This window comes from Paenibacillus glycanilyticus (genome assembly GCF_051200795.1).
GTDB classification, from domain to species: domain Bacteria; phylum Bacillota; class Bacilli; order Paenibacillales; family Paenibacillaceae; genus Pristimantibacillus; species Pristimantibacillus glycanilyticus.
The window spans coordinates 2,801,031-2,826,583 of sequence record NZ_CP195155.1; the positions used below are offsets into that span (position 1 = coordinate 2,801,031).

Sequence of the window (25,553 nt, forward strand, 5' to 3'; positions counted from 1 at the left end):
AGCTCTTGCACGTGAGGCTTTACGGGCATTAACGATTCCTTCCGTAGATAAAAATTGTAAATATTACCATAAAATTTATTAGCAAACACGTTCGATTGTAAATGCCATTTGAATCAAGCATCACTTGCCCGCAAGCGAATATTGTAATACTAGGATAAATGGAGTCGAAGCGATATAACCGGATCGGAAGGGCGGGAACCAGCATGGAAATACCCGTATATCGCCCGCAAAACCATGTGCGATTTATTACGGCAGCCGCTTTATTTGACGGGCATGACGCATCAATCAACATTATGAGGCGGATTCTGCAAGCCTCCGGGGTCGAGGTTATTCATCTCGGCCATAACCGGTCGGTTCAGGAAGTGGCCAGCGCAGCGATACAAGAAGATGTCCAGGGTATTGCGATAAGCTCCTACCAAGGCGGTCATATCGAATATTTAACCTATATGATTGATGTGCTGAAGCAAGCCGGAGCCGGGCATATCAAACTATTCGCAGGCGGAGGCGGCGTTATTATTCCCTCCGAGATTGAAGCGTTGGAGCGTTACGGCGTCGCCAAAGTGTTTTCCCCTGAGGATGGGCGCAGGATGGGGCTGCAGGGGATGATCAATGCCATGATCGAAGCTTGCGATCATCCGACGCCGAGACAGGCTGAACAGGATCTTAAGCTGGTGAAGCAGCGCAACTGGGGAGCGATTGCAAGACTGATCTCTTCAGCCGAGGATATGGCGGCGGGCGTTTCCGCCGATGACGGTACCGTAAATGTATTGCAACAGCTGAAGGAACAAGTTCCCGGCGTGCCTGTGATAGGGATAACCGGAACGGGCGGCGCCGGCAAAAGCTCCTTGACGGATGAGCTTGTGCGCCGGTTCCTGGACTATTTTCCGAACCGTTCGATTGCCGTCATTTCGGTAGATCCAACGAAGATGAAATCCGGCGGGGCTCTTCTTGGGGACAGGATCCGAATGAACGCCATACATGATCCGCGGGCTTACATGCGCAGCATGGCGACAAGGAAATCCAGGTCGGAGATCAGCGAAGCCACAGGTGACGCGATCGCGATCGTCAAGCAAGCGGGTTACGACTTTGTAATTGTCGAGACTAGCGGAATTGGCCAAGGAGATGCTGCCATTGTAGAGCTATGCGATATCGCCATGTATGTCATGACCAGCGAATACGGCGCACCCAGCCAGCTGGAGAAGATTGATATGATTGACTATGCCGACATTATCGTCATTAACAAATTTGAACGCCAAGGATCAGAGGATGCCTTGAGGGATGTCCGTAAGCAGTACAAGCGAAGCAGAAGGCTTGACAGGGTTTCTAATGAGCAGCTTCCCGTATTCGGGACGATGGCGAGTCAATTCAACGATCCCGGCGTAACGATGCTCTTCCGGCATGCGATGGAGCTTGCCCAGGACAAAATGGGCGGAAGCTGGCCAGTTCGGCTGGAGGATTCCGGTATTAGGGCAACCAAGAGAAACCTGATTATTCCGCAGGAACGAACCGGATATTTGCGCGAGATTGTTCAGACGGTCCGGCAGTATAAGAAGGATATCGAGGATCAGGTTGCGGTTGTCCGAACACTTGCTCAGCTGAAGGGCACGAGGCAGCTGATTTATGCCAATCAGGAACGGCTTCTAACGAGAGAGGAAACGGCTCTCTTCGCGGATAAGCTTGATGCAATGGCAGCAGAATGGGAAGAACAGCTGCACCCGGATTGCCGGAAGCAGCTGGCCGATTGGCCGACCATTCGCAATCTTTACCGGCCGGTTGTACTGGAATCGCTTTCGGGCAGCGCGGTGCCCAGAGTCAGTCTCCCCAAATTCCATGAGTCGGGCGAGCTTCTCCGCTGGCTTCTGAAGGAGAATCTGCCCGGGTATTTTCCTTATACGGCTGGCGTATTTGCCTTCAAGCGAACCGACGAAGAGCCTAAACGCCAGTTTGCGGGAGAAGGATCACCCGGGAGGACGAACCGCCGGTTCCATTATTTATGCCGGAATGACGAAGCCAAGCGGTTATCCACCGCCTTCGACAGCGTAACCTTATACGGCCAGGATCCGAGCGACCGGCCCGATATATACGGAAGAATCGGAAATAGCGGAGTTAATGTGTGTACCCTTGAGGATATGAAAAAGCTTTACGAAGGCTTTGATCTATGCCATCCTTCCGTCAGCGTATCGATGACGATTAACGGACCGGCGCCTATCCTGCTGGCCATGTTCATGAATACGGCGATCGATCAGCAGGTGGAAAAATTCGCGGCGGAGAACGGCCGTCAGCCCGATGAAGCGGAATACCGGAGCATTAAGGCTGGAGCGCTGCGATCCGTTCGCGGTACGGTGCAGGCCGATATTTTGAAGGAGGATCAGGGACAGAATACCTGCATTTTCAGTACGGAATTTTCGCTCAAAATGATGGGAGACATCCAGCAATATTTCATCGATCACGGCGTACGGCATTATTATTCCGTCAGCATAAGTGGTTACCACATCGCAGAGGCAGGCGCCAATCCGGTCACGCAGCTGGCGTTTACGCTTGCGAACGGCTTTACCTACGTCGAGTATTATTTGGCGCGGGGCATGTCTATCGATGATTTTGCTCCGAATCTATCCTTTTTCTTCAGCAATGGCCTTGATCCCGAATACAGCGTAATGGGGCGCGTGGCGCGTCGCATCTGGGCAACCGTCATGAAATTTAAATACGGGGCTAACGAACGCAGCCAGAAGCTGAAATACCATATCCAGACATCAGGCCGCTCGCTGCACGCACAGGAGATGGATTTTAACGATATACGGACGACGCTGCAGGCGTTAATGGCTACCTACGATAATTGCAACTCCTTGCATACCAATGCGTATGACGAGGCGGTCACCACCCCTACGGAAAATTCCGTCCGCCGGGCGATGGCGATCCAGCTTATTATCAACCGGGAGTTTGGACTGGCGAAGAACGAGAATCCGCTGCAGGGCTCTTTTATCGTGGAGGAGCTCACCGACCTGATGGAAGAAGCGGTGCTGCAGGAATTTTTGCGCATCCATGAGCGCGGCGGCGTTCTTGGCGCAATGGAAACCCAGTATCAGCGGGGGAAGATCCAGGAAGAATCCTTATTCTATGAGCAGAAAAAGCATGCCGGGGAGCTGCCGATTATCGGAGTGAACACGTTCCTCAATCCCAACCCCGAAGAGTTACGCACGGATATCGAGCTGGCGCGGTCGACGGAAACAGAGAAGCGGGCTCAAATCCGCCAATTGCAGGCTTTCCAGATGAAACACCAGGAGGAATGCTCGGGCGCCTTGGAGGCTTTAAAGGAGGCGGCGGTATCCGGAGGCAATCTGTTCGAAGCCTTAATGGAGGTTGTAAAAAGCGCATCGATTGGCCAAATCACGGATGCGTTATTTGAAGTTGGCGGCCAGTACAGGAGGAATATGTAAGGATAGGATAGAAGATATAGGAAAATGCGGCTTGTGAGAGAAAACGTAAATGCAAGCTTAAACGAACCGGAGGGAAGCGCCCGTGCTTGTGCTGACATTCCTATTAACTTTGATGAACTCGATATTGCTGCTCATTATATACCTCAATCTGCCGAAGCGGGATATTGCGCAAGAAGCCGTTGATCAGGCATGGGCGAATGACCGAAAGAGACAAGAGGAGAAGCAATCTGGCGACGTTTAGAAAATCTTGTGCATGATTGAAAAAGAAAAGCCTCCAACCCTTAAGGGTTGGAGGCTTTCTCATGCCCGGTTACTCTTCGATATCCGCCCACATTTCCTCTTCGTCCACATCCAGCTTAATGTTGGTGCGGAAGACTCGGCGGTTGTACTGCCGGTACATATATTGCTCGATGGCTTCGAGCAGATTCGCTTCAATGATATATTGGCTCCGACCGCTAACCCATACTTCCGCGGTGAAGCCGTACTCTTCGTCCCAAGCCAGCTGCACCTCCACGTCCGAAGGTTGCACGCCTCTTCGATCTGCCATATGCAGACAAACGGCATTAATAATTTCGTCCGTGTAAATTCGAATCATTTAGTAAGGTCTCCGCGTATCGGGATTGTTTTTCTTCTTGAACATTCGGAACAGCGAAATAACGATTCTTACCAGAACAAAGATCGCAATCAGGTTAATGAGGAGGCCGAAGAATTGACCCATGCCGCCCATGTTGCCAAGCAGACCGCCGAACAGCATGCCCGCGAGACCGCCGATTAACATCCCTTTCATAAAGCCGCCGCCGCTGAAAAAGCCTTTGTTCGTTGTTGCTGCGCCGGTTTTGTTCGTTGTTGCGCCAGTCTTGGTACCGGAATTCGACTCCTGTACGTTAGCTTGTTTCTTAGGCGTTTGCGTGTAGCTTTGTTTTGGCGATTTGAATCCGCCGCCTCGTTTTGCAGCATCCGCTTGGCCTAGACCAAATGTCAGGAACAAAGCGAAAGCCATGATGACCAGTAACCCTTTTTTCATTGTGTACGTCTCCTCCTGCTTCAATGTGTAGCTCAATCATTGCTATGATACACATTTACGGCTAATATTAACGGAGGTTTCAAAATATTTTTGTACACAATGTACCAAAACATATATATGCAAAGGAGAGAACCCCTATGAATTATCCATCTGCCTACGTATCGTACTTGGCGGAGTTTAACGGGACGCGGGATTTCTTCGAATGCCATGAGCTTCTGGAGGAGTACTGGAAGGAGCATCCGGGCGATCCGCGGGCATTGCTCTGGGTGGGACTCATCCAGCTTGCGGTTGGGCAATATCATGAGCGGCGGGGCAATGCGAAGGGGGCTTTAAAAATGTATGAAAAGGCGCTCGGAAAGCTGGATCGAACCTCGCTTGAACGGTTAGGACTGGATGGAACGCGGGCTATCGCGGATCTGTCGCGAAGATACGACTATCTGCAAATGGGTCAATCGCTGCCTTATCAAGACATAACGCTTATCGTAAAGGATCCCGAGCTTGAGCGGCAATGCATTCAGCTTTGCGATACCTTGCAGGTGGAATGGGGAAGCAGCAGCCGCATGGATACGGAAGCGTTGATTCACCGTCATAAATTGCGAGACCGCAGTGATGTATTGGCGGAAAGAGCAGCAGCCATCGAAGCGAAAAAAAGGAACCGGACCGCGGAATAACCACGGTTTCGGTTCCTTTTTTGATTGGTCTATTTTTGGTAGCCGTCCACGATCAGGTCAAGAGCGCCTGTGTCCGGGTGAATGGCAAGGCCGTGCACCGGGGTGTTCGGCGGAAGAAGCGGGTGGTTGCGCACGATGCTTACGCTCTTCTCAACGCTGTCGCGCAGGTTGTCAAAGCCGGTCAGCCAGCGGTTCAGGTCTACGCCGGAATGACGGAGCGTATTGATCGTTTGCTCGGAAATGCCGCGTTCCAGCATATGGCCGACTACAGTATCCGGATCGATGCCGGTCATGCCGCAGCCGTGGTGCGCAATAATAAATACTTCGTCCGCTTTCAGCTCATACAGCGCGACAAGGACGCTGCGCATAATGTTACCGAATGGCTGCGTAATAATCGCTCCGGCGTTTTTAATAATTTTGGCATCGCCGTTTTTCAGGTTCAAGGCTTTAGGAAGCAGCTCGACAAGCCGGGTATCCATGCATGTGACTACAACGATTTTGCGGTTAGGGAACTTATCCGTAAGATATTGCTCGTATTCCTTGTTTTCGACGAATGCTTTGTTGTGGTTCAAGATTTTTTCCAGATTGTTCATGTGAATTACCTCCTAAATAATAACGATTAGATATTAGTTCTTCAGAAAACGAAGGTCAAGCGTATAGATCTGGCTGTCGCTCTTGAGGCTGTACGCATCGCGCGCGGCATCGTAATCAATGCGGAGCTCCGGCTCGAAAAACACTTCGTGACGAGGCTCGTACCAGAAGGGGAATGGGTCGCCTTGGGTAAGCCGGTCATCCGGGCCGCCTTGTTCAATGAGCTGAAGGGCCGGCACGCCGCTGACGACGCAGCCGCAGCCTTCGGTATCATGCAGCAGCTTAAGCTGCTTGCGGCCATCCTCTATGTAAGGGGTCAGCGACTTAGCGGCAGCAGGAGTAAAGGTTATGCGCATGTAGTATTCTCTCCTTCTCTCTACTCTATTAACGACAAAAAAAGGTTAAAGTTGATTATACGTTTTGTAATCGTTAAGATCAAGATAGGCTCCGTTCAAAATGAGCAAATTTGGAATAGGGAAGGTGGATGGAATAATGACCGTACATAAGGAAACAACCGCAAAATTTTTGGAGACAATCCGTAAAATTAAAAGCTACGAGGAAGCGTTAGGCGTTCTGTATTGGGATCTTCGGACCGGGGCGCCGCGAAAAGGAATGGATACCCGCTCGGAGGTTATCGGCGCTTTGTCCGGCGACATGTTCAAGCTTTCGACCTCGCCCGAGCTTGGCGAATATTTGAACGAGCTGGAGCAGCCTGCTGCCCGGGAGCAATTATCCGATATTGAACGGAAGCTCGTTAGCGAAACGCGCAAAGACTACGATCGAAGCGTCAAAATTCCACCAAAGCTCTATCAGGAATACGTTGTGCTTGCTTCGCAGGCGGAATCCAAGTGGGAGGAAGCCAAAGCAAGCAACGATTACGCCAGCTTCCAGCCGCTTCTTGAAAAAGTAATCGATTATACGCAGCAATTTATTGATCTGTGGGGGCCGAAGGCAACCCGTTATGATACCTTGCTTGACCAGTATGAACCTGGAATGACGACGGCAGAGCTGGACCGCGTATTCGGCGGCTTGCGCGAGCAGCTGGTGCCGCTTGCTGCGGCAATCGCGGCGTCCCCGCATCAGCCGGATGCTTCCTTCCTCGGGCAAAAATACGATAAGCAAGCGCAAAAAGCGTTCAGCTTGTATATTTTGAACCAGATGGGCTACAACTTTGAAGCCGGCCGCCTCGACGAAAGCGTTCATCCGTTTGCAACCGGGCTTAACCCGGGCGATGTCCGCATTACGACCCGTTACTTGGAAGACGATGTGACCAGCGCGCTGTTCGGTACCATTCATGAAGGCGGGCATGCCTTATACGAGCAAAATATTATGCCCGAGCTGATCGGCACTACGCTGTGCACGGGTACCTCGATGGGAATCCACGAATCGCAGTCGCGTTTCTGGGAAAATGTCATCGGCCGCAGCAAGCCGTTCTGGGAGCAGTATTTCGGCAAGCTGCAGGAGAAATTCCCCGGCCAGCTTGATGTATCGGTGGAACAGTTCTACCGCGGCATCAACGTCGTGCAGCCTTCCCTGATCCGGATCGAAGCGGACGAACTGACATACAACCTGCACATTATTATTCGTTACGAGATCGAGAAAATGATCTTTAATGAAGGCGCAAAAGCAGCCGATCTGCCGGCGATCTGGAACGACAAGTACAAAGAGTACCTGGGCATCGTTCCTCCGACTAATGCGGAAGGCGTGCTGCAGGACGTTCACTGGTCCGGCGGCGCGTTCGGCTACTTCCCGTCGTATTCGCTTGGCAATATGTACGCCGCGCAAATCGCGGACACCATGGAGCGCGACCTGGACGGCTTCTGGAACCTGGTCGGCCGCGGCGAGCTGCTACCGATTAAGGAATGGCTCACCGAGCGCATCTACAAGTACGGCAAGCTGAAGTCGCCGTCGGAGCTGATCCAAAGCGTTACCGGCAAGCCGCTGGATCCTCAGCATCTGGTCACTTATCTCGAGCGCAAATATAAAGATATTTATAAGCTGTAATGGAAAGCAGCCGCCCCTTGTTGGGGCGGCTCTTTTTTTGTATTCCGTTAGCTTTTGTTTAAGGATCACAACTTCGGAGTGCCCACTTGCTATACAGGGTCTCCATTGTTCGGAATGCACCGACTTTTTTGCTCCTGCATAGGCTATCGTACTTACTACTTACTTTAATTGAGTATTCACGGGAGGTTAACGGATGAGAAGGAAGCTATGGCTGTCGCTGCTCCTCATTGTGGCGCTGACGACAACAGCCGCGCTGGCCGGCTGCGGCAAGGGAAGCTCGGAGAAGGTGAAGCTGACCATCGGCGAAGTAACGAGGTCGGTCTTTTACGCTCCGGAGTATGTAGCTCTGGCGAAAGGATTTTTTGCCGATGAAGGGCTGGATGTTACGCTGACGACAACGGCAGGCGGGGACAAAACGATGACCGCGCTGCTCTCCAACACGATTGACGTTGCGCTTGTCGGTTCGGAAACGTCGATTTATGTGTACCAACAGGGCTCTGACGACCCGGTTATCAACTTTGCTCAATTGACGCAAACCGACGGTACGTTCCTGGTTGCCCGGAATGATGCAAACTTTGATTGGAACAACCTGAAAGGCTCGACGTTCCTCGGCCAAAGAAAAGGCGGAATGCCGCAAATGGCGGGCGAATTCACGTTAAGAAAGCATAACATTGACCCGCATGCGGATCTGGAGCTGATTCAAAACGTCGATTTTGCTAATATCGCGCCTGCCTTCGCTTCCGGCACGGGCGACTATGTACAGCTGTTTGAACCAACGGCTTCCGTATTCGAGAAGCAAGGAACGGGCAAGGTGGTTGCCTCCTTTGGCGTAGAAAGCGGACATCTGCCTTACACTGTCTTTATGGCGAAACAAAGCTATATCAAGAAAAATAATGCCGCGATCCAATCGTTCACCGATGCCGTACACCGCGCGCAGCTGTGGGTACAGGAAAACGATGCCGCAACGATTGCGGACGTCGTAGCCCCTTACTTTGACAACGTGGATAAAGACATCCTGGTCAGCTCCATTGACCGCTACAAGCAACAAGGCTCCTACGCAACCGATCCCGTAATTGACGAAGGCGAATGGAATAACCTTCTTGACGTGATGACTCAGGCCGGCGAGCTGAAGGAACGTACCGAGTACGGCAAAATCGTGGATAACAGCTTTGCCGAGAAATCGATAGAAGACGTTAAGAAATAAAATAAGGGGGACTTTCGATGGCTGGCGAAGATAATCGGCTGGAGCTGAAGGATGTGTCCCATGTCTACGTCAACGAAAAGGGTGCTTCCTTGGCCGTCGAGAATTTGAATTTGACGGTTCGGCGCGGTGAGTTCGTCAGCCTCGTCGGTCCGAGCGGCTGCGGTAAAACAACGATTCTCAGCATGCTTGCGGGTTTATTTCCTCCAACCGGAGGGCAGGTGCTTCTCGCGGGAGCGCCTGTCCTTGGCCCGTCAAGGCTCGTCGGCTATATGCTGCAGCAGGATTTCCTGTTCCCGTGGCGGACGATCCGGGATAATGCCGCAATCGGCCTGGAAATTGCCAGCGGGAAGACGGCCGCGGCGATGAAGGAAGTAGACCGGCTGCTGACGGAGCTGGGGCTGCCTGGTTCGGGCGGGAAGTACCCTCATGAGCTTTCGGGCGGCATGCGGCAGCGTGTTGCCTTGGCCCGGATGCTGGCGACTAATCCGGAAGTGATGCTGCTGGATGAACCTTTTTCCGCGCTGGATCTGCATATCAAGCTTCAGCTTGAAGATCTGGTAGACGAAACGCTTAAGCGTCTTGGCAAAACAGCCGTTCTCGTTACTCACGACCTGGCGGAAGCCGCGGCCATGAGCGACCGGGTAATCGTGCTGGCCGCTAACCCGGGCAGAATCGTGAAGGAGCTTGTGGTGCCGGACGAAATCCGTCAGGCCACGCCGATGGAGGCGCGCAAGCTTCCGGGCTTTCAGGACGTATTCGATCAGCTGTGGGCAGAGCTTAACCGGGCGGAAGGAGGCGGAGGGCATGCCTAAGGAAGAGAAATCGGGCAAGAACGTATGGTTATCCGGCGTTGAGGAAGACCGCGAGAGCGGTATGAAACAGCTTCATTCGCAGTTCAAGCAAAAAGCTAGACGGGTCACTGCGGCAGTAGGCACAACACAGATTACGATTCTGCTGCTGTTCATTGCGTTATGGGAAGCGGCAGGCAGACAAAAGTGGATCGATCCTCTGCTTTTCAGCTACCCGACGAAAATCATCAATCAGCTATGGAATTCGATGGCGGACGGCTCGATCTGGCCGCATATCGGAATGACCGTGTCCGAGACGATTATCGGATTTCTGCTTGGTACCTTAGTAGGAACCGGTATCGCGGCGCTATTGTGGTGGTTTCCTTTTTTATCGAGAGTACTGGACCCTTATCTGGTCGTCTTAAACAGTTTGCCGAAGGTTGCGCTTGGTCCGCTCTTCATCGTTACGCTCGGACCGGGCTTTACCTCGATTGTGGCGGTAACCTTGTCGGTAACGGTTATTATCACAACGATTAATATATACAACCGGTTCAGAGAGATTGAAGCGGGTTATATCAAGGTGGTCCGGCTGTTTGGCGCGAGCAGGGCGCAGCTGTTCCGGCTTGTCATTCTGCCTGCCTCTTTTCCCGTCATTATATCGGCTTTAAAAGTCAATGTAGGTCTCGCCTGGATCGGGGTTATCGTCGGCGAATTCCTGGTCGCCAAGCTTGGACTCGGCTATCTGATGATTTACGGCTTCCAGGTATTTAATTTCACCCTCGTCTTATCCACTCTGATTGTCATTGCCGTAGTCGCAACGATTATGTATCAACTTGTGGCGATATTGGAACGTAAGTTGACGTCAGGCTGGCGGGAGCGTTAGGATAAGCGTATTAATCTATCCGAACGTGAGGGAAATAAGTGGGCATTCGCATTATCAAAACAGCTTTAGCAGCCATTATCGCCATTTATTCGGCTGTATATTTGAACTTGGATCCGCCGCTTGGTGCGGGTATTCTTGCTATTCTCGGTGTAGAAGTCAGCCGGATGAAAGGGCTGAAGAGCGCTGTTGAGCGCTTCGTCGCTTCTTCGCTGGGACTTTTTTTTGCCTCTTTGGTCTTTACGATCTTTGGCTTTCATATTTGGGTAGTGGCGTTATTCATTTTGATGACGTTCCCGGTATTGGCACGTTTTCAACTAAAGGACGGCATCGTAACCAGCGCGGTTATCGTATTCCAGCTGTTCGCTCATGGGGAAGTCACCGTTGACGTATTGGAAAACGAAGTGCTGCTCATGATCTGCGGTCTGGGCTGGGCAACCGTGATCAACTTCATCTATATGCCGAAGGATCAGCATCTGCTCGAATCGCTCAAAGCTTCCGTCGAGAAGCTGTTTGGCGATATTTTTACCGAGATGGGCAGTACGCTGCGCGACCCTTCGCATATTTGGAATGGCAGCGAGCTGCTGGAGGTTCACCGGATTATAAATGAAGGGGCCCGCCGGGCCGTGCTGAACAAGGAGAACCGGCTTTTCGGGCAGGAGCATTATTGGTCCACATACTTCGAAATGCGGCGTCTGCAGCTCGAATCGGTGCAGGCGATGCTGGAGGAGCTGGCGCTCGTCTACGAGAAGCTGCCGCAGAACGAACCGCTTGCGGAGCTGCTGGAGCTTCTGTCCGGGGAAGTGAAATCCGAGGTGTACCGCGGGATAACGGAGAAACGCTTGTCCGAGCTGAGGCAGCTGTACAAGTCGATGGAGCTTCCGCGCACGCGCGATGAGTTCGAGCTCCGCGCCGCAATATTGAAGATGACGATGGAGCTTGAAAGATATTTGGCAATCGCCAAACGATTAAAGAAAAGAAATGTCATGTTAGACAAAGCGGAGCCATAAAATAAAGAGGGATAAAATTCGTGGCGGCGCGGGAAAGATTCAGTCACCCTAGACGAATGACCTGCATACACTTTAAATGAATGATTGTATGGAGGAGGTTAAATCGATGACATTTGCAGATAAACAGCTACAAGGTAGAGAGATTATAACGAAAGCTGTCTGCGGGAAAGGTCGTAAGTTTTCCACTGTCTCTCATACCGTAACACCGCCTCATCACCCGACCAGCATATTGGGTGCGTGGGTAATCAACCACCAATATGAAGCGGTTCGATCGGGCGACGGAATTGAGGTAATTGGTACTTACGATCTCAACATTTGGTATTCGTATAGCAAGAATTCGCAAACGGACGTAGCAAAAGAAACCGTGCATTACGTAGAGCATGTGCCTCTGTCTTACCTGGATCCTAAGCATCGGTCTTCTACGGAAGAGGTATCCGCCGATTGCATTCAGGAGCCTAACTGCATTGAGGCCAACATCTCGTCAAGCGGTTCCGGCGTTGTCGTTCGCGTTGAGCGCGAGTATGCGGTTGAAATGATCGCCGAGACTAAAGTTTGGGTAGCCTGCTTCCCGGGCGGCTACGACGACGGCAAAGAACTTGAGTTCGGTCTCGGCGATGGGGATTACGAGGATCTGGATCCCGACTTACTGGACGACGATCTGTAAGCCGGAAGCCCATATCCGCTTCTGTACTGTAAGATATGCCGCTAAGGCGGTAAATTCGAGGGCGAAAGCCCTCTTTTTGTTGAATTCATTTAATTTGGGCATTCGCCGCATGCCCTTAGTCGTTATCGAATCCAATGAAAAGAAGGTGGCGGGTATGGCTGGCAACCGGCTGAACCGGCTTGAGAACGAACGGCGGACAATTGCTTTGACGGAAGCCGAGATGCAGGCAAGGTGGCTTCGGGCCGGTCTTTACCGGGAGCAGCAGGGGGATGAACGTTTATACCGCGTTCAAGCAGCCGATCTTGCGCTGATTGAGCTTAAGCGGATTAACGGGGCAGGCAGGACGTTAGGCAGCGGAGAACCGATTGCCGCCGCCACTGGCGGACATCCGGCCGAATGGCCGGCGGATTCCGTGCTCCGGAGGGTGATCCGTAGAGCGATCGCCGGACTTTACGCAGCAGGCATGGATGCGGGAGAAGCGGATGTTGCGCTGGGCTCGGACGGCCGCGTATCGATGAGAGCGGCAAGGAGGCGCAAAATAGCTCCGCTGCAGCAGCAAGAGGCTGAAGCGGAGCTCCAGGAAGCGCCGCTGCTTATCGGGGCGGATCCGGAATTTGTGTTTATTAGGCCGGATGGCAAGGTTGCTCCGGCCTCCCGGTATTTGGGAGGTGTCGGCGGCGCCGCTGGCAGCGACGCCATGCTGATCGGGCGACGGCTGATGTATCCCGTCGCCGAGCTCCGGCCCGAGCCGGCCGCTGACCCGGCCGGGCTCTCGGCTAACATCCGGCGGCTTCTGCTCCGCGCCGCCGGGCTTGTCCGCGACCCAAGCCTCCGCTGGGCCGCGGGTGCCATGCCCGTGCCGGGGCTTGCGCTCGGCGGGCATATCCATCTCAGCGGCGTGCGGCTGACTCCGCGCCTGCTGCGCCTGCTCGACAGCTACGCCGCGTTCCCGCTGGCGCTGGTCGAGGATCCCGCCGGCCGCGGGCGGCGCCCCCGCTACGGCGTCCTGGGCGATTACCGCCAGCAGCCGCATGGCGGCTTCGAATACCGGACGCTGCCGAGCTGGCTCGTGTCGCCGGCCGCGGCCAAAGCCGCCTTCGCGCTTGCGCTTCTCTGCGCGCGCGAGGCGGATGCGTTGCACGACATACCGGCTCTTGACGAGCGGTATGTCGCAGCCTACTACGCCGGCGACCGCGCGGAGCTCGCCGGCTGCCTCGACGGCGTCGCCGCAGCGATGGCGGCGACGGCAAGCTATGCCGCGCTGGCGCCGTACATCGAGCCTTTGCTCGATGCGGCAAGGCGCGGCGTCGCCTGGGATGAGCGGGCTGACATCCGCGTCAAATGGCGCATCCCTCGTTAATAAGGGATGCGCCATTTGCTTACCGTCCAACATACCTAATCGCCTTTATGATGCTTTCTAAGCCTTTAGAACGCAAGATGCCGTTATAGGCTTCACCCTAGCTGAACGGTTTTTTTCTTCAGGCTTCTTCCGTTTGTCTGCCCGGCTTCGGTTATGCAGGTTGGCGCGCGGCAATCGGCTTGGTATAATAGCAGAATGATGTTTTTTAAATATTGAATAATAAGAAACTCGAATGCTATGTACCTGGGAGGGGCAACAGTGGCTGGTTATACCCCGATGATTCAACAATATCTCGCAATCAAGGAGCAAGCGAAAGACGCGTTCCTTTTCTTCCGTCTCGGCGATTTCTACGAGATGTTTTTTGACGACGCTATAAATGCTTCGCGCGAGCTTGAAATTACATTAACGGGCAGAGAGGGCGGCGTGTCGGAGAAAATTCCGATGTGCGGCGTCCCTTATCATTCTGCGGAAAACTATATTGCAAGGCTTGTCGAAAAAGGCTTCAAGGTAGCGGTCTGCGAGCAGGTGGAGGATCCTAGCGCGGCCAAAGGCGTTGTGCGACGGGAGATCGTCCGCGTTATTACGCCGGGTACCGTAATGGAATCGAAGTCGCTTGCCGATAAATCCAACAACTTTATCGTATCCGTCGGGTCGGTCTCTACGGCGGCAATCGGCATGGCGGCCTGCGATTTGTCGACCGGCGAGCTGTACGCGACCTCGCTGGCCTTCAATATCGATACGTTAATCGATGAGATTAACGTCTATCAGCCTGCCGAAATCGTAGGCGACGAAAGCCTGCTGGCTCAGCTCAAGGAGCAGGCGGTATGGAACCGTCCCGTACTGCTGACAAGCCGCGAGCCTATGGCCGAGGACAAGCTCCGCCAGCAGTTCGAAGACGAGCAGCTGGAAGGACTTAACGAAACGCGTTACCGCGCCGTTAGCCTCTTGACCGGTTATCTGGAGGAGACGCAGAAGCGCTCCCTTGGCCATGTCCGTACAATCCGCGCCTATGAGCCGAATCAATATATGATTCTGGACCATTACACGCGCCGCAATCTCGAGTTGACCGAGACAGTCCGCGACCGGAGCAAAAAAGGTTCCCTTCTGTGGCTGCTCGACCGGACCCAGACGTCGATGGGGGCAAGGCTGCTTAGACGCTGGATCGACAAGCCGCTGCTGAACCGTTCGAAGATTGAAGATCGGTACGAAGCGGTTGATGCGCTCTACCGGAACTTGATTGCCCGCGACGATATCCGTTCGGAGCTGAACCATGTTTACGATCTCGAGCGGCTTGTTGGCCGCGTCGCTTTCGGAAGCGCGAACGGCAGGGATATGAATGCGCTGAAAAGCTCCATCCGCCGCACGCCTCAGCTTGTCGAGCTGGCGCGTCAAGCCGGCTCCGAGCGGCTTCGCCAGCTTGTTGACGGGCTGGACGACTGCTCCGATCTGGCCGATCTGATCGAGACGGTTATCGTGGACGAGCCTCCCGTATCGATACGGGAAGGCGGATTAATCCGTGCAGGTTACGACGATTATCTTGATCAGCTTCGCGAAGCCAGCACGAACGGCAAGAAATGGCTTGCGGAGCTGGAACGTCGGGAACGCGAAGCAACCGGCATCAAAACGATTAAAATCGGGTTCAACAAAGTATTCGGTTATTACCTTGAGGTATCCAAAGGCGCTTTGGGCATGCTGCCCGAAGGCCGTTACGAGCGGAAGCAGACGCTGGCGAACGCGGAGCGCTTCGTAACGCCGGAGCTGAAGGAGAAGGAACGGCTTATTCTCGAAGCCGAGGATAAGATGGTTGACCTGGAGCATGCCCGTTTTATCGAGCTTCGGGATCATCTGGCTCTGCAGCTTCATCGTCTGCAGCGTCTGGCCGAGGTTGTGGCGGAGCTGGACGTCTACCAGTCGCTCGCTACGGTCAGCGCGGAGAGAAGATTTGTCCGTCCGGTTATAACCGATCAATATAATCTCGTTATCGAAGAAGGAAGACATCCGGTAGTTGAGGCGGTAATGGACGGCGTACCGTTTATTAACAACGCTACTTCGCTGCGCCAAGAGGACCAGTCGATGCTGCTTATTACCGGCCCGAATATGGCGGGTAAAAGCACCTATATGCGCCAGGTGGCCTTAATTTGCATCATGGCCCAGATTGGCTGCTTTGTGCCGGCAAAAACGGCGGAAATTCCGATGATCGACCGCATCTTTACCCGGATTGGCGCTGCAGACGATCTTATCGGCGGTCAAAGTACCTTTATGGTAGAAATGAAGGATATTCAGCTCATGACGGAAAAGGCGACGGCAAGCAGTCTCGTGATCATTGACGAGCTTGGCCGAGGTACGTCAACAAGCGAAGGGATGTCGATCGCTCAAGCGGTCATCGAGTTCGTGCATCACCATATCGGCTGCAAAGCGCTTGTCTCCACGCATTTCCATGAGCTGTCGCATCTGGAGGCTTCCCTGCCGAAGCTGGCGAACGCCTGCATGGCCGTACAGGAAAGCGGCGACCATGTGACCTTCCTGCGCAAGCTGATTCCCGGAGCTGCAAGCACAAGCTACGGGATTTATTGCGCAAGGCTGGCGGGGCTTCCGAATTCCATTATTGACCGGGCTTACGTCCTGCTTGAGCATTTGGAGGAAGAGGCTTCGGAGAAGTCGCCGGCAGACGCAGCCATTGCAACCGCGAGTTTAGCGGCTGAAGCTTCCTCAGCTCCTTCGTATGCGGTTGTTCCCGAGTCCGGGATGGCATTCAAGGAAACGGCGGCTGCCGTGCAGCTCTCCATCTTTGACGAGCCGCCAGCGCCGGCTGTTCAGCCGGTACAGGAGCAAGGGCGCCGCAAAGCCTCGCCGAAGGCCGAGCAGCTCGCCGACCAGCTCCGCAAGCTGGACTTGTTCAATATGACGCCGATGCAAGCGATGCAATGGCTTAACGAAATGAAGCAGAAGCTGAACGATTAGCTTTAAAATTAGCATAGTCGTTTTAGAAGCAAGGAGGGGTTCGCATGGGGAAAATCCAGGTATTGGATGAGCAGCTTGCCAACCAGATTGCGGCAGGCGAGGTTGTGGAACGGCCTGCGTCCGTCATCAAGGAGCTGGTCGAGAACGCGATTGATGCCGGAAGCTCCGTTATCGATATTACGATCGAAGAAGGCGGTTTGTCGTTTATTCGGGTTACCGATAACGGCGCGGGCATAGAGCCGGCGGATATGGAAACCGCGTTTCAACGGCATGCCACGAGTAAAATCTCGTCCAGCAGCGATCTGTTCAAAATCGCAAGCCTTGGCTTCCGCGGCGAGGCTCTGCCGAGTATCGCAGCCGTATCGCGGCTCGAATGCGTGTCGTCGATCGATTCGACGGGCTTGGCCCAGCGCCTTTTAATAGAAGGCGGAACGGTTACGGCCAATGAGCCTGCCAACGCCCCACAAGGCACCGACATGTCGGTGCGGGATTTATTTTACAATACGCCGGCAAGGCTGAAATATATGAAAGCCATCCAGACGGAGCTTGGACATATAACCGATTACGTATACCGGATCGCCTTGGCGCATCCGGGAATAGCGGTCACGCTGAAGCATAACGGCTCGGTGCTGCTTCGGACGCTTGGCACCGGCGATAGACTGCAAGTTATTGCGGCCGTGTATGGAACGAATACGGCTAAGGCGATGCTGAAGGTGGAAGGCGAGACGTCCGATTACGATTTGCGCGGGTTTATATCGAAGCCGGAGCTGACGCGGGCGAACCGCAACGGCATGACCGTCATCGTGAACGGCCGCTATATTCGAAGCCATGCGGTCAATCAGGCTATTCTGCAGGCTTATCACACGCTGCTGCCGATCAACCGTTTTCCCATTGTCGTATTGGAGATCGGCATGCATCCAAGCCTGCTTGACGTGAACGTGCATCCTTCCAAGATGGAAGTTCGGTTCAGCAAGGAAAACGAGCTGAGAACGTTGGTAGAGCAGGCGGTAAAAGGAGCGCTTGGACAGGTAAGGCATATTCCGGGGCCTGCTGAAAAGCAGGAGCGGGAGAAGCCGTTGTTCGTACAGGATGCGATTTCCTTCCATCGGCCAGATCCGCTATCCATGCCTTGGGGACAGGAGCGAAGCAATTCCCAGCCTAACGGCTCGGGAACTCCCGGCGGTACGTCTAATTTGCCCGGAAGCGGCTTTAACCCAGGCAGGCCAGCCGGACTGTCAACGTCTGCAGCCGCCGGCACGGGTACATCCTATAATAATTCTTCCTTCCCGCAGCCTCCGAAGCGCGATTACGTGCCTAAGGATGCGACGGAACGTCTGTACAAGCCCGCCGAGCAGCGCGAAGCATCCGTGCGCGAGGCAGCGTCTCCGTGGGAGCAAGCCGCTCCGGCACTTCAGGCGGCGGAAGTAACAGCGGCAACGCCTCCGGTACCGGATTCGGAGCTGCCTGCGGGCGAGGCGAACGAACGTCCGGACGGTACGCCGGCCTTCCCGGACCTGTACTGGATCGGACAGCTTCATGGCACGTATATCGTGGCGCAGGCTGAGGAAGGACTGTATCTGATCGATCAGCATGCGGCCCATGAACGCATTAATTACGAGTATTACTTCCGGAAATTCGGCAATCCGCAAGCGGCAAGCCAGCAGCTGTTGGTTCCTCTCACCCTGGAATTTACTTCAGGCGAAGCTGAGCAATTGCGAGGCATGACAGGTTTATTCCAGGAGGCAGGCGTTGAGCTGGAGCCGTTTGGGGCGCAGACCTTTCTTGTGCGGGCTTATCCGGAATGGTTCCCGCAAGGCGAGGAGCAGGCCATTATCGAGGAAATGGCGGAACTCTTGCTAAGCGAGCGCAAGTCCATTAATATTGCGAAGCTCAGGGAAAAAGCAGCGATTATGTGCTCCTGCAAAGCTTCGATTAAAGCCAATGACCGGAAGACCCGGGAAGAGGGAGAAGCGCTGCTGGCCCGCCTTGCGGCTTGCAATCAGCCTTATACCTGCCCGCACGGCCGTCCGATCGTGGTTCATCTTTCGACCTATCAGCTAGAAAAAATGTTTAAACGGGTGATGTCATGATCGTAACAACCTCCGACAAGCCTTCTCAGCGGGCATTAGCGACCGCCAGACGGCTTGCGGGAGAGCTATCCGCTCCGTACGTTCCGCGAGGCAAACAAACGCTTCGGCAGATGGCGGAGAGGATGGAGGAGATCCGTCTGATTGTCGTAACGGAGAAGGAAGTCCGTTATTACGACGGCCAGACGGAGTCGCCGCTCTATTTTCATCCCAGCATGGCTTTCGTAAGGGTGAAAAGGCTGCGGCGCGGAGAAAGTGATCCCTTGCTTGACCTGACGGACTGCAAGCCGGGAGACCGCATCATAGACTGCACCGCGGGGCTTGCGGCGGATTCGCTTGTATTCTCGTACGCGGCAGGCGAATCGGGAGCGGTGACCGCCATAGAGAGCGAGCCTATCTTGTGCGCGGTTGTGCGCGAAGGGCTGGCGGGTTATCAATCCGGCTTGCCGGATGTGGACGCAGCCATGCGCAGAATCAATATGATCAACGTTAACCATGCCGAATATTTGGCGGGACTTCCGGATAATAGCGTTGACATCGTCTATTTCGATCCGATGTTCCGCCAGCCGATTCACGAGTCAAGTGCTCTGGAGCCGCTGCGCAAGCTGGCTAACGGCAGCGCGTTGACGGAGAAAGCCGTGCAGGAAGCAATCAGGGTCGCGCGCAAGACCGTCGTAATGAAGGAGCATCGCGAGAGCGGGGAATTTGAACGGCTTGGATTCGAACGGCGGCATGTGAATACGTCGAAAATAGCTTATGGAGTGATAGAGGTTGCAGGAAGCAGCAAATAAGGAACGCAAGCAGCCGCTGCTTGTTCTGGTTGGACCGACGGCTGTAGGCAAGACGCAGCTCAGCCTCGATCTTGCCAAAGCATGGAACGCCGAGATTATATCCGGCGATTCGATGCAGGTGTACAAGGAGATGGATATCGGCACGGCCAAGCTGCCGCTGGCCGAGCGGCAGGGAATTGTCCACCATCTGATCGATATTTGCGAGCCGGACGTGGCTTATTCGGTCGCCGACTTTCAAGTGCACTGCAGGGAGGCGATTGCCGATATTTCGGCTAGGGGCAAGCTTCCTTTTATCGTGGGAGGTACCGGGCTCTACGTTGAATCCGTCTGCTATGGCTTTGAATTTAACGAAAACGGTTCGGACCCCGCCTTTCGGGATGAGCAGCAGCGTTATGCGGAGGAGCACGGCGCGGAAGCCCTTCACGCAAGGCTTGCTGAGGTAGACCCGAAGTCCGCCGAGCGGCTGCATCCGAATGACCAGCGCCGTATCATCCGCGCGCTTGAAATCTTTCATTTGTCAGGCGAGATGATGTCGGCCCAGCTGGAAAGACAAAAAAAAGAATCGCCCTACGAATTGTGTATATTGGGTCTCACCATGGATAGGAAAGTGCTCTACTCCCGCATCGAACAGCGGGTTGATCAAATGCTGGAGGATGGACTCGTCGAGGAAGTAAGAGGACTGCTGGAGCGCGGCGTGACGGAGGACAGCCTTGCCATGCAAGGGCTTGGCTACAAGGAAATCGTCATGTACCTGCGCGGCGAATGCACGCTTGAGGCGGCAGTAGAGCTTTTGAAAAGGGATACGAGAAGGTTCGCCAAACGCCAGCTCTCCTGGTTCCGGCACATGAAGGATATCGAGTGGATCGACATGGGGGAAAATTTTCACAACAATTTGCGGCGGATTCATGGTATAATAGCAGGAAAGTTTCAAGTCAATCTTGAATATACTTCTAATCAATCTTTTTTAGACGGGGGTAACGTCCAATGAACAAATCGATCAATATTCAAGATACTTTCTTGAACCAACTGCGTAAAGACAACATTCCGGTTACGGTTTTCTTAATGAACGGCTTTCAGATCAGAGGCGTTATTAAAGCGTTCGATAACTTTACGATCATCATTGACAGCGAAGGCCGTCAGCAAATGGTGTACAAGCACGCGATTTCGACGTTTACTCCTCAGCGTAACGTATCATTAATGCAAGACAACAGTGCTTCGGAAGCATAGAACGTAACGTTATTTGTGAAACCTTCTACTTGCAGGTAACGTTTAACTTGATAGCGGAAGGCAAGAACAACCCGCTCCAGCAGGGTTGTTCTTTTCATTCCGGGGTATATTGAAGGGTAGAGAAAACAGATTTTGGAACAACTGGAGGGAACCTAATGGCTGAACAACCAAGACGAAGCAAACCAAAGGAGACGAAGCGCGGGCCCGTCAAGAAAAAGAAAAAAATGACGCCCCGTAAATGGTTTTTCGCGTTTTTCTTCACCATCGTGTTTGCCATCGTCTGCGGAATCATCGGTTATTTGTTTATTACCTTGAACGGCGAACGGATCTTGACGGAAAATGCGGATAAGCTTGAACTCGGCGAAGCGTCGATTATATATGATGCAAACGGCAAAGAGGTTACAAAGCTGTACGACTCTAGCGCGAACAGGGAAATTGCCGAGTATGACGAAATGCCGAAGCTGCTCCTCGATGCTTTCGTGGCAACGGAGGATCAGCGGTTCTACGAGCATTCCGGGATTGACTTTTTCTCCATCGGACGCGCTGTCGTGAAGGACGTTATCGCCAGAAGCAAAGTGGAAGGCGCAAGCACCATCACGCAGCAGCTGGCGAAAAATATATTCCTGACCGCGGACAAAACCTTCTTCCGCAAAGCGACGGAGGCTTCCATTGCGGTAGCGCTTGAGAATAAATATTCCAAGCAGGAAATTTTGACGATGTACCTGAACCGGATTACTTTCGGTAAAGGGATCTACGGCATTAAAGGCGCCGCGGATTATTATTTCGATACGGACCTTAAAGATTTGAAACTATGGCAGATTGCAACGCTTGCGGGAATGCCTAAAGCTCCAAACCGTTATAATCCGATTAATGATCCCGAATCATCGATGACGCGGCGCGCTGTCGTTTTAAAGCTGATGTATGATCAAAAACTGATTACGCAGCAGGAAATGGAAGAAGCGAAAGCGGTTGTTTATGAGCCGCCGGCCAATATCGATCAAAAGAAAAGCGATCCCTATAAAGCTTATGTGGATTATGCGATAGAAGAGGCAATCAAAGTAATGCCGGGTATGACGGAGGATGAGCTTCGCATCGGCGGCTACCGCATTTACACGTCCCTTAACACGACAGCTCAGCAAGCGGTAGAGAAAGAATTCGCTGACGACGGCAACTTCGAGAAGAGTCCGGACGACCAGAAGGCGCAAGGCGCCATGATTATTATGGACCACCGCGACGGAACCATTCAGGCGATGGCCGGAGGCCGTGATTACGTCCGTAAAGGACTTAACCGCGTCGAAGTGAAACGTCAGCCTGGTTCATCGTTTAAGCCAATCGTTTCATACGGTCCGGCTCTCGAAACCGGGGATTATTATCCTTGGACGGTTCTGAATCAGGATTCGCAAAAATGCTTCGGCAATTATTGCCCAAGGGATCCTCATGGAGCCGGTCCGGTGACTATGCAAGAAGCAATCAAGGAATCCCGCAACCTGGCTGCCGTATGGACGCTTAATCAGGTGGGCATCAGCAACGGTATTGCCTTTGCCAAGAAGCTTGGAATCGAGCTGGCTCCGGAAGACCGCAACCTTGCGATAGCTCTTGGAGGCCTGACGCAAGGGGTAACGCCGATGCAAATGGCGGAAGCCTACAGCGTATTCGCAAACGGCGGCAAATCGGTTGATCCTCATACGATTACGAAGATTGAAACTGCAGCGAACAAGAAGGTTTATACGTATCACGCACCGGCGTCGAAGCAACTGATGAAGCCGGAGACCGCGTGGTATATGACGCAGATGATGCAAACCGTTCTTGAAAGCGGCGGTACGGGTACGGGAGCGCGAATCGACCGTCCGGTAGCCGGCAAGACGGGAACGTCCCAACACGGGATTCCTAACTTTAATTCCAGCGCGAACAGGGATGCCTGGTTCGTGGGCTACACGCCGGAATGGACTGCTGCCGTCTGGATGGGCTATGATAAAACCGACAAGCAGCATGTCATCAAGAAGAGCAGCTCGCAGGCTGCGGCAATGTTCGGCAAAGTAATGAAGCAGGCGATGAAGAACGTACCGAAATCTTCGTTCAAGCAGCCTGAAGGCATCAAGCAGGAAGTGAAGGAACAAGCGCCGGTGACGAACTTCAATGCGGTGTTCCTGGAAGACCAGGCGAAGGTTCAATTGTCCTGGACTGCGCCGGAGAACAGCAAAGGCGTCACTTACCGCGTATACCGCAAAGACTCGGAGCAATCGGAATTCTCCGTATTTGTAGACGTAGCTAATCCGACGGTAGACGATATGACCGTCTTCCCGGGCATGAAGTATCAATACTACGTCGTTGCCTATAACTCGGAAGAAGATAAGGAAAGCAAGCCTTCGGAGACGATTACGATTGACGTGCCGAAGACCGAAGTGGATATACCGGAGCAGCCTATGGAGCCGGATCAGCCGTCTGACGGCGAGCTTCCGGGCGATGGCAATAACGGAGGAGAAGTATCGCCACCGCCATCCACGGATCCGAATCAGCCGGTTGAATCGGAGTCCCCTGGCAACGGAGGCACGGTGTCGCCGGGTCCCGGAAATAACGGGAACGGATCAGGCAACGGAAATGGCAACGGAACTGTGGGACCTGACCAAGGTGCGGGGGGACCGGTCGAATCGACCGATCCGGGCACCGGGAACGGAACGGTAACGGGCAAGGGAACCACTGACAAAAACGAAGCCGGAAGTGCAGGCGGCAAAGCGTAAGGAGCTGGACTTAGGGTATGGGCAAGCTGGGGAAATTTAGCTGGAGCATCATCATAATCGCAGCAGTAGCCGTATTGTTAACCAGCTGCGGCTCATCCGGCGGCTCGCCCGGACTGAAATGGGATAAGATGCCGGAGATGTCGATCAACTTAAACAAGCAGTACACCGCGAAATTTGCGACAAGCAAAGGCGATTTCACCGTAAAGCTTTACGCGGAGGAATCGCCGGTAACGGTCAACAATTTTGTTTTTCTCGCGCGTAACGGTTATTACGACGGCCTTACGTTCAACAGCATTATCGAAACGTTTATGATTCAAGGCGGGGACCCGAAGGGCGATGGAACAGGCAATCCCGGTTACTCGATACCGGATGAATTTGATACGAGCCTGAAATTCGAGCCTGGCGTCATGGCCATGATGAACAGCGGGAAGCCGAATTCTGGAGGCAGCCAGTTTTTTATCTGTACCGGTCCCGACTCTTTGAATTTGAACCAGACGCCTACGTATTCCATCTTCGGCAAGGTGGACAGCGGCATGGATACGGTTCTGGAAATTGCAAAGACGCCGGTGAATGACAAGCATGTACCGAAAGATAAGGTCACTATCGAATCGGTTACGATCGTGGAAACGTAAGGGTTAGGCTAGTATCAACGGGATACAGCGGTTCGTCCGCTTTGTCCCGTTTTTTGTTTTTTTGCCCGGCGGCACATAAATCCCGTGAAAAGCTTGGTTTATTTTTCATGCGTAGTGGAGATGAGCGTTAAGTTATGGTAAGCTTTTTACAACGCTATCCATCATCATCGAAAGCCAAGTATTACAGGCTTATCTCAACGGAAAGGTACGTTCCGTATGAAACGAAAATTTTCGGACCGGGCAAACTGGCGTCGCATTATACGCAAAAGCTACAATTGTCTGGCGCTCGACAATGATGAATTCAAAGGTCTTGTCACGTTCTACCGGATTCATGAGTTGCGTGAGCCGCTATGGAAGGAATACAATGGGCGGCGTTTGTGTCTGGCAGACCGCGGGTATTTATGGATGCAGCATTTTCCGCGCGGCGAGCATTTTGTCGTAACAACGATGTTTGACGATAAAGGCCGTGTGGTGCAATGGTACATTGATATTTGCAAAACGCAAGGGCTGACGGATCAGCATGTGCCTTGGTTTGACGACCTTTATCTGGACGTGGTTGTACTGCCAAGCGGGGAAGTTTTTCTTCTCGATGAGGATGAGCTGGAGGAAGCTCTCCGTGACGGAGAGGTAACGGGGAAAGAAGCGGCGCTCGCCCGCAAAACAGCAGGAAGATTGCTTTCCAGTATCCGGAACGGCAGGTTCCGGTATTTCACGCTCAGCTTGAAGCATCGCAAAAGCTTGACGGAGAGAGAGCTAAGAGAATCATGAAAAGTATCGTTCAGACGGGGAGCAAGTCACGCAAACGGCGCGGGCTGCTCCTGTTTCGTCTCTTTGTAGGTTTATGTCTGTTAGGGGTATTGTGCTGCGGTTACCTGTTATGGCTGATTAACAGCTACGACGATTCCAAGCCGGTCGAACAAGCCGATGCCGCTATCGTGCTTGGCGCTTCCTTGTGGTCGGACAAGCCAAGTCCCGCATTGAAAGAACGTCTCGATTTTGCGGACAAGCTGTACAAGGACGGCAAGGTGAAGATGCTTATCTTGAGCGGAGGGCTTGACCGCAACGGATCCAAGCTGACCGAAGCGCAAGGGATGCGGGTCTATCTGCTTGCCAAGGGAATTCCGGAGGACAAGATGCTCCTGGATAACGCGGCGCGAAGTACATACGAAAATCTGCTGAACAGTAAAGTAATCGCCGCGGAGCACGGCTTGAATAAGCTTTTGATCGTAACTCACGACTATCATGCGCCAAGAGCGATGGAGATGGCCCGTTATCTCGATTACGAGAACGTTCAGGCCGCCGCCTTTCACTCCGAAGTGCTGAGTCCGTTTAAGAACCAGTCGCGCGAAGTGCTGGCGTACGCCAAGTGGAAGGTGGATGCCGTCCTGCTGCATTTCGGTTACCGTTCTCCTGACTATCCGTAATAAAATCTGTTAATATGACCGATTCCGATAGAATACACTTGTTAGAGCGGGATATGCCGGGCT

Annotated in this window: 23 protein-coding genes; 19 read left to right on the forward strand and 4 right to left on the reverse strand. The window is 53.3% G+C overall.

Translation table 11 applies throughout. From position 1 onward, the window contains the following. Positions 1-203: 203 nt before the first annotated feature. The gene (icmF, locus tag ACR9FF_RS12825; protein ID WP_435171492.1) at positions 204-3,434 is read left to right on the forward strand and encodes a fused isobutyryl-CoA mutase/GTPase IcmF; all 3,231 of its coding nucleotides are present in this window, start codon (positions 204-206) and stop codon (positions 3,432-3,434) included. Between the two features lie 82 nt (positions 3,435-3,516). Beyond that, positions 3,517-3,675, forward strand: a complete 159-nt coding sequence (locus ACR9FF_RS12830; RefSeq protein WP_201003370.1) for a hypothetical protein — start codon at positions 3,517-3,519, stop codon at positions 3,673-3,675. Between the two features lie 69 nt (positions 3,676-3,744). Here the strand turns inward: ACR9FF_RS12830 and ACR9FF_RS12835 are convergent, their stop codons facing one another. Next, the gene (locus ACR9FF_RS12835; protein WP_127491435.1) at positions 3,745-4,029 is read right to left on the reverse strand and encodes a YxcD family protein; all 285 of its coding nucleotides are present in this window, start codon (positions 4,027-4,029) and stop codon (positions 3,745-3,747) included. Continuing rightward, a complete protein-coding gene (locus ACR9FF_RS12840) occupies positions 4,030-4,458 on the reverse strand; it encodes a hypothetical protein (protein WP_127491433.1) in 429 nt (142 codons plus the stop codon). Between the two features lie 137 nt (positions 4,459-4,595). Between ACR9FF_RS12840 and ACR9FF_RS12845 the strand changes: the two genes are divergently transcribed. Then, the gene (locus ACR9FF_RS12845; RefSeq protein ID WP_435171495.1) at positions 4,596-5,129 is read left to right on the forward strand and encodes a DUF309 domain-containing protein; all 534 of its coding nucleotides are present in this window, start codon (positions 4,596-4,598) and stop codon (positions 5,127-5,129) included. 29 nt (positions 5,130-5,158) lie between these two features. On the opposite strand, the gene ACR9FF_RS12850 is transcribed toward ACR9FF_RS12845, so the two are convergent. Together ACR9FF_RS12850 and ACR9FF_RS12855 are read right to left on the reverse strand one after the other, a co-directional pair. Further along, entirely contained in the window at positions 5,159-5,722 is a 564-nt protein-coding gene (locus ACR9FF_RS12850; protein WP_127491429.1) for a beta-class carbonic anhydrase, read from the reverse strand. A gap of 33 nt (positions 5,723-5,755) precedes the next feature. Continuing rightward, positions 5,756-6,076, reverse strand: coding sequence for an iron-sulfur cluster biosynthesis family protein (locus tag ACR9FF_RS12855; protein ID WP_435171498.1), 321 nt, complete (start codon positions 6,074-6,076; stop codon positions 5,756-5,758). 136 nt (positions 6,077-6,212) lie between these two features. On the opposite strand from ACR9FF_RS12855, the gene ACR9FF_RS12860 reads away from it, so the two are divergent. The 16 genes from ACR9FF_RS12860 to ACR9FF_RS12935 all read left to right on the forward strand — a co-directional run bounded on the left by ACR9FF_RS12860 (position 6,213) and on the right by ACR9FF_RS12935 (position 25,490). Beyond that, positions 6,213-7,724, forward strand: a complete 1,512-nt coding sequence (locus ACR9FF_RS12860) for a carboxypeptidase M32 (RefSeq protein WP_435171500.1) — start codon at positions 6,213-6,215, stop codon at positions 7,722-7,724. A gap of 193 nt (positions 7,725-7,917) precedes the next feature. Beyond that, positions 7,918-8,928 (forward strand): ABC transporter substrate-binding protein, encoded by a 1,011-nt coding sequence (locus ACR9FF_RS12865; protein WP_435171502.1) that lies wholly within the window; start codon positions 7,918-7,920, stop codon positions 8,926-8,928. 17 nt (positions 8,929-8,945) lie between these two features. Continuing rightward, complete coding sequence (locus ACR9FF_RS12870) at positions 8,946-9,740, forward strand: ABC transporter ATP-binding protein (protein WP_435171504.1); 795 nt, start codon at positions 8,946-8,948, stop codon at positions 9,738-9,740. Continuing rightward, positions 9,733-10,599 carry an ABC transporter permease gene (locus ACR9FF_RS12875; protein WP_248762532.1) on the forward strand — a complete coding sequence of 289 codons (867 nt, stop codon included), beginning with the start codon at positions 9,733-9,735 and terminating at the stop codon, positions 10,597-10,599. Before ACR9FF_RS12870 ends, ACR9FF_RS12875 begins: the two co-directional genes overlap by 8 nt. Before the next feature lie 38 nt (positions 10,600-10,637). After that, entirely contained in the window at positions 10,638-11,606 is a 969-nt protein-coding gene (locus ACR9FF_RS12880; protein WP_127491416.1) for an aromatic acid exporter family protein, read from the forward strand. A 106-nt stretch (positions 11,607-11,712) separates the two neighbouring features. Further along, positions 11,713-12,270 (forward strand): outer spore coat protein CotE, encoded by a 558-nt coding sequence (locus tag ACR9FF_RS12885; RefSeq protein ID WP_127491414.1) that lies wholly within the window; start codon positions 11,713-11,715, stop codon positions 12,268-12,270. A 76-nt stretch (positions 12,271-12,346) separates the two neighbouring features. Then, positions 12,347-13,630: a putative amidoligase domain-containing protein gene (locus ACR9FF_RS12890; RefSeq protein WP_435171507.1), complete on the forward strand. Its 1,284-nt coding sequence runs from the start codon at positions 12,347-12,349 to the stop codon at positions 13,628-13,630. Positions 13,631-13,888: 258 nt separating this feature from the next. Further along, positions 13,889-16,591, forward strand: coding sequence for a DNA mismatch repair protein MutS (gene mutS, locus ACR9FF_RS12895; protein WP_435171509.1), 2,703 nt, complete (start codon positions 13,889-13,891; stop codon positions 16,589-16,591). Between the two features lie 44 nt (positions 16,592-16,635). Beyond that, the gene (gene mutL / locus ACR9FF_RS12900) at positions 16,636-18,681 is read left to right on the forward strand and encodes a DNA mismatch repair endonuclease MutL (RefSeq protein ID WP_435171511.1); all 2,046 of its coding nucleotides are present in this window, start codon (positions 16,636-16,638) and stop codon (positions 18,679-18,681) included. Beyond that, entirely contained in the window at positions 18,678-19,469 is a 792-nt protein-coding gene (locus tag ACR9FF_RS12905; protein WP_435171513.1) for a class I SAM-dependent methyltransferase, read from the forward strand. The genes mutL and ACR9FF_RS12905 overlap by 4 nt, the downstream gene beginning before the upstream one ends. After that, on the forward strand, positions 19,450-20,457 hold the full coding sequence (miaA, locus tag ACR9FF_RS12910; RefSeq protein WP_435171515.1) for a tRNA (adenosine(37)-N6)-dimethylallyltransferase MiaA: 1,008 nt from the start codon (positions 19,450-19,452) through the stop codon (positions 20,455-20,457). Before ACR9FF_RS12905 ends, miaA begins: the two co-directional genes overlap by 20 nt. Continuing rightward, positions 20,454-20,696 carry an RNA chaperone Hfq gene (gene hfq / locus ACR9FF_RS12915; RefSeq protein WP_015844208.1) on the forward strand — a complete coding sequence of 81 codons (243 nt, stop codon included), beginning with the start codon at positions 20,454-20,456 and terminating at the stop codon, positions 20,694-20,696. The genes miaA and hfq overlap by 4 nt, the downstream gene beginning before the upstream one ends. Positions 20,697-20,851: 155 nt before the next feature. Then, positions 20,852-23,434, forward strand: a complete 2,583-nt coding sequence (locus ACR9FF_RS12920; protein WP_435171518.1) for a PBP1A family penicillin-binding protein — start codon at positions 20,852-20,854, stop codon at positions 23,432-23,434. Positions 23,435-23,451: 17 nt separating this feature from the next. After that, the gene (locus tag ACR9FF_RS12925; protein WP_127491400.1) at positions 23,452-24,066 is read left to right on the forward strand and encodes a peptidylprolyl isomerase; all 615 of its coding nucleotides are present in this window, start codon (positions 23,452-23,454) and stop codon (positions 24,064-24,066) included. Between the two features lie 216 nt (positions 24,067-24,282). Then, positions 24,283-24,834 carry a DUF402 domain-containing protein gene (locus tag ACR9FF_RS12930; RefSeq protein ID WP_015844211.1) on the forward strand — a complete coding sequence of 184 codons (552 nt, stop codon included), beginning with the start codon at positions 24,283-24,285 and terminating at the stop codon, positions 24,832-24,834. Beyond that, positions 24,831-25,490: a YdcF family protein gene (locus ACR9FF_RS12935; protein ID WP_127491398.1), complete on the forward strand. Its 660-nt coding sequence runs from the start codon at positions 24,831-24,833 to the stop codon at positions 25,488-25,490. Before ACR9FF_RS12930 ends, ACR9FF_RS12935 begins: the two co-directional genes overlap by 4 nt. Positions 25,491-25,553: the final 63 nt, after the last annotated feature.

Excerpts from the sequence above, each read along its gene's own strand:
- icmF (WP_435171492.1), top strand. The coding sequence starts at position 204 with ATGGAAATACCCGTATATCGCCCGCAAAACCATGTGCGATTTATTACG.
- ACR9FF_RS12835 (WP_127491435.1), bottom strand. The coding sequence starts at position 4,029 with ATGATTCGAATTTACACGGACGAAATTATTAATGCCGTTTGTCTGCAT.
- ACR9FF_RS12840 (WP_127491433.1), bottom strand. The coding sequence starts at position 4,458 with ATGAAAAAAGGGTTACTGGTCATCATGGCTTTCGCTTTGTTCCTGACA.
- ACR9FF_RS12845 (WP_435171495.1), top strand. The coding sequence starts at position 4,596 with ATGAATTATCCATCTGCCTACGTATCGTACTTGGCGGAGTTTAACGGG.
- ACR9FF_RS12850 (WP_127491429.1), bottom strand. The coding sequence starts at position 5,722 with ATGAACAATCTGGAAAAAATCTTGAACCACAACAAAGCATTCGTCGAA.
- ACR9FF_RS12855 (WP_435171498.1), bottom strand. The coding sequence starts at position 6,076 with ATGCGCATAACCTTTACTCCTGCTGCCGCTAAGTCGCTGACCCCTTAC.
- ACR9FF_RS12860 (WP_435171500.1), top strand. The coding sequence starts at position 6,213 with ATGACCGTACATAAGGAAACAACCGCAAAATTTTTGGAGACAATCCGT.
- ACR9FF_RS12865 (WP_435171502.1), top strand. The coding sequence starts at position 7,918 with ATGAGAAGGAAGCTATGGCTGTCGCTGCTCCTCATTGTGGCGCTGACG.
- ACR9FF_RS12870 (WP_435171504.1), top strand. The coding sequence starts at position 8,946 with ATGGCTGGCGAAGATAATCGGCTGGAGCTGAAGGATGTGTCCCATGTC.
- ACR9FF_RS12875 (WP_248762532.1), top strand. The coding sequence starts at position 9,733 with ATGCCTAAGGAAGAGAAATCGGGCAAGAACGTATGGTTATCCGGCGTT.
- ACR9FF_RS12885 (WP_127491414.1), top strand. The coding sequence starts at position 11,713 with ATGACATTTGCAGATAAACAGCTACAAGGTAGAGAGATTATAACGAAA.
- mutL (WP_435171511.1), top strand. The coding sequence starts at position 16,636 with ATGGGGAAAATCCAGGTATTGGATGAGCAGCTTGCCAACCAGATTGCG.
- ACR9FF_RS12905 (WP_435171513.1), top strand. The coding sequence starts at position 18,678 with ATGATCGTAACAACCTCCGACAAGCCTTCTCAGCGGGCATTAGCGACC.
- hfq (WP_015844208.1), top strand. The coding sequence starts at position 20,454 with ATGAACAAATCGATCAATATTCAAGATACTTTCTTGAACCAACTGCGT.
- ACR9FF_RS12920 (WP_435171518.1), top strand. The coding sequence starts at position 20,852 with ATGGCTGAACAACCAAGACGAAGCAAACCAAAGGAGACGAAGCGCGGG.
- ACR9FF_RS12925 (WP_127491400.1), top strand. The coding sequence starts at position 23,452 with ATGGGCAAGCTGGGGAAATTTAGCTGGAGCATCATCATAATCGCAGCA.
- ACR9FF_RS12930 (WP_015844211.1), top strand. The coding sequence starts at position 24,283 with ATGAAACGAAAATTTTCGGACCGGGCAAACTGGCGTCGCATTATACGC.
- ACR9FF_RS12935 (WP_127491398.1), top strand. The coding sequence starts at position 24,831 with ATGAAAAGTATCGTTCAGACGGGGAGCAAGTCACGCAAACGGCGCGGG.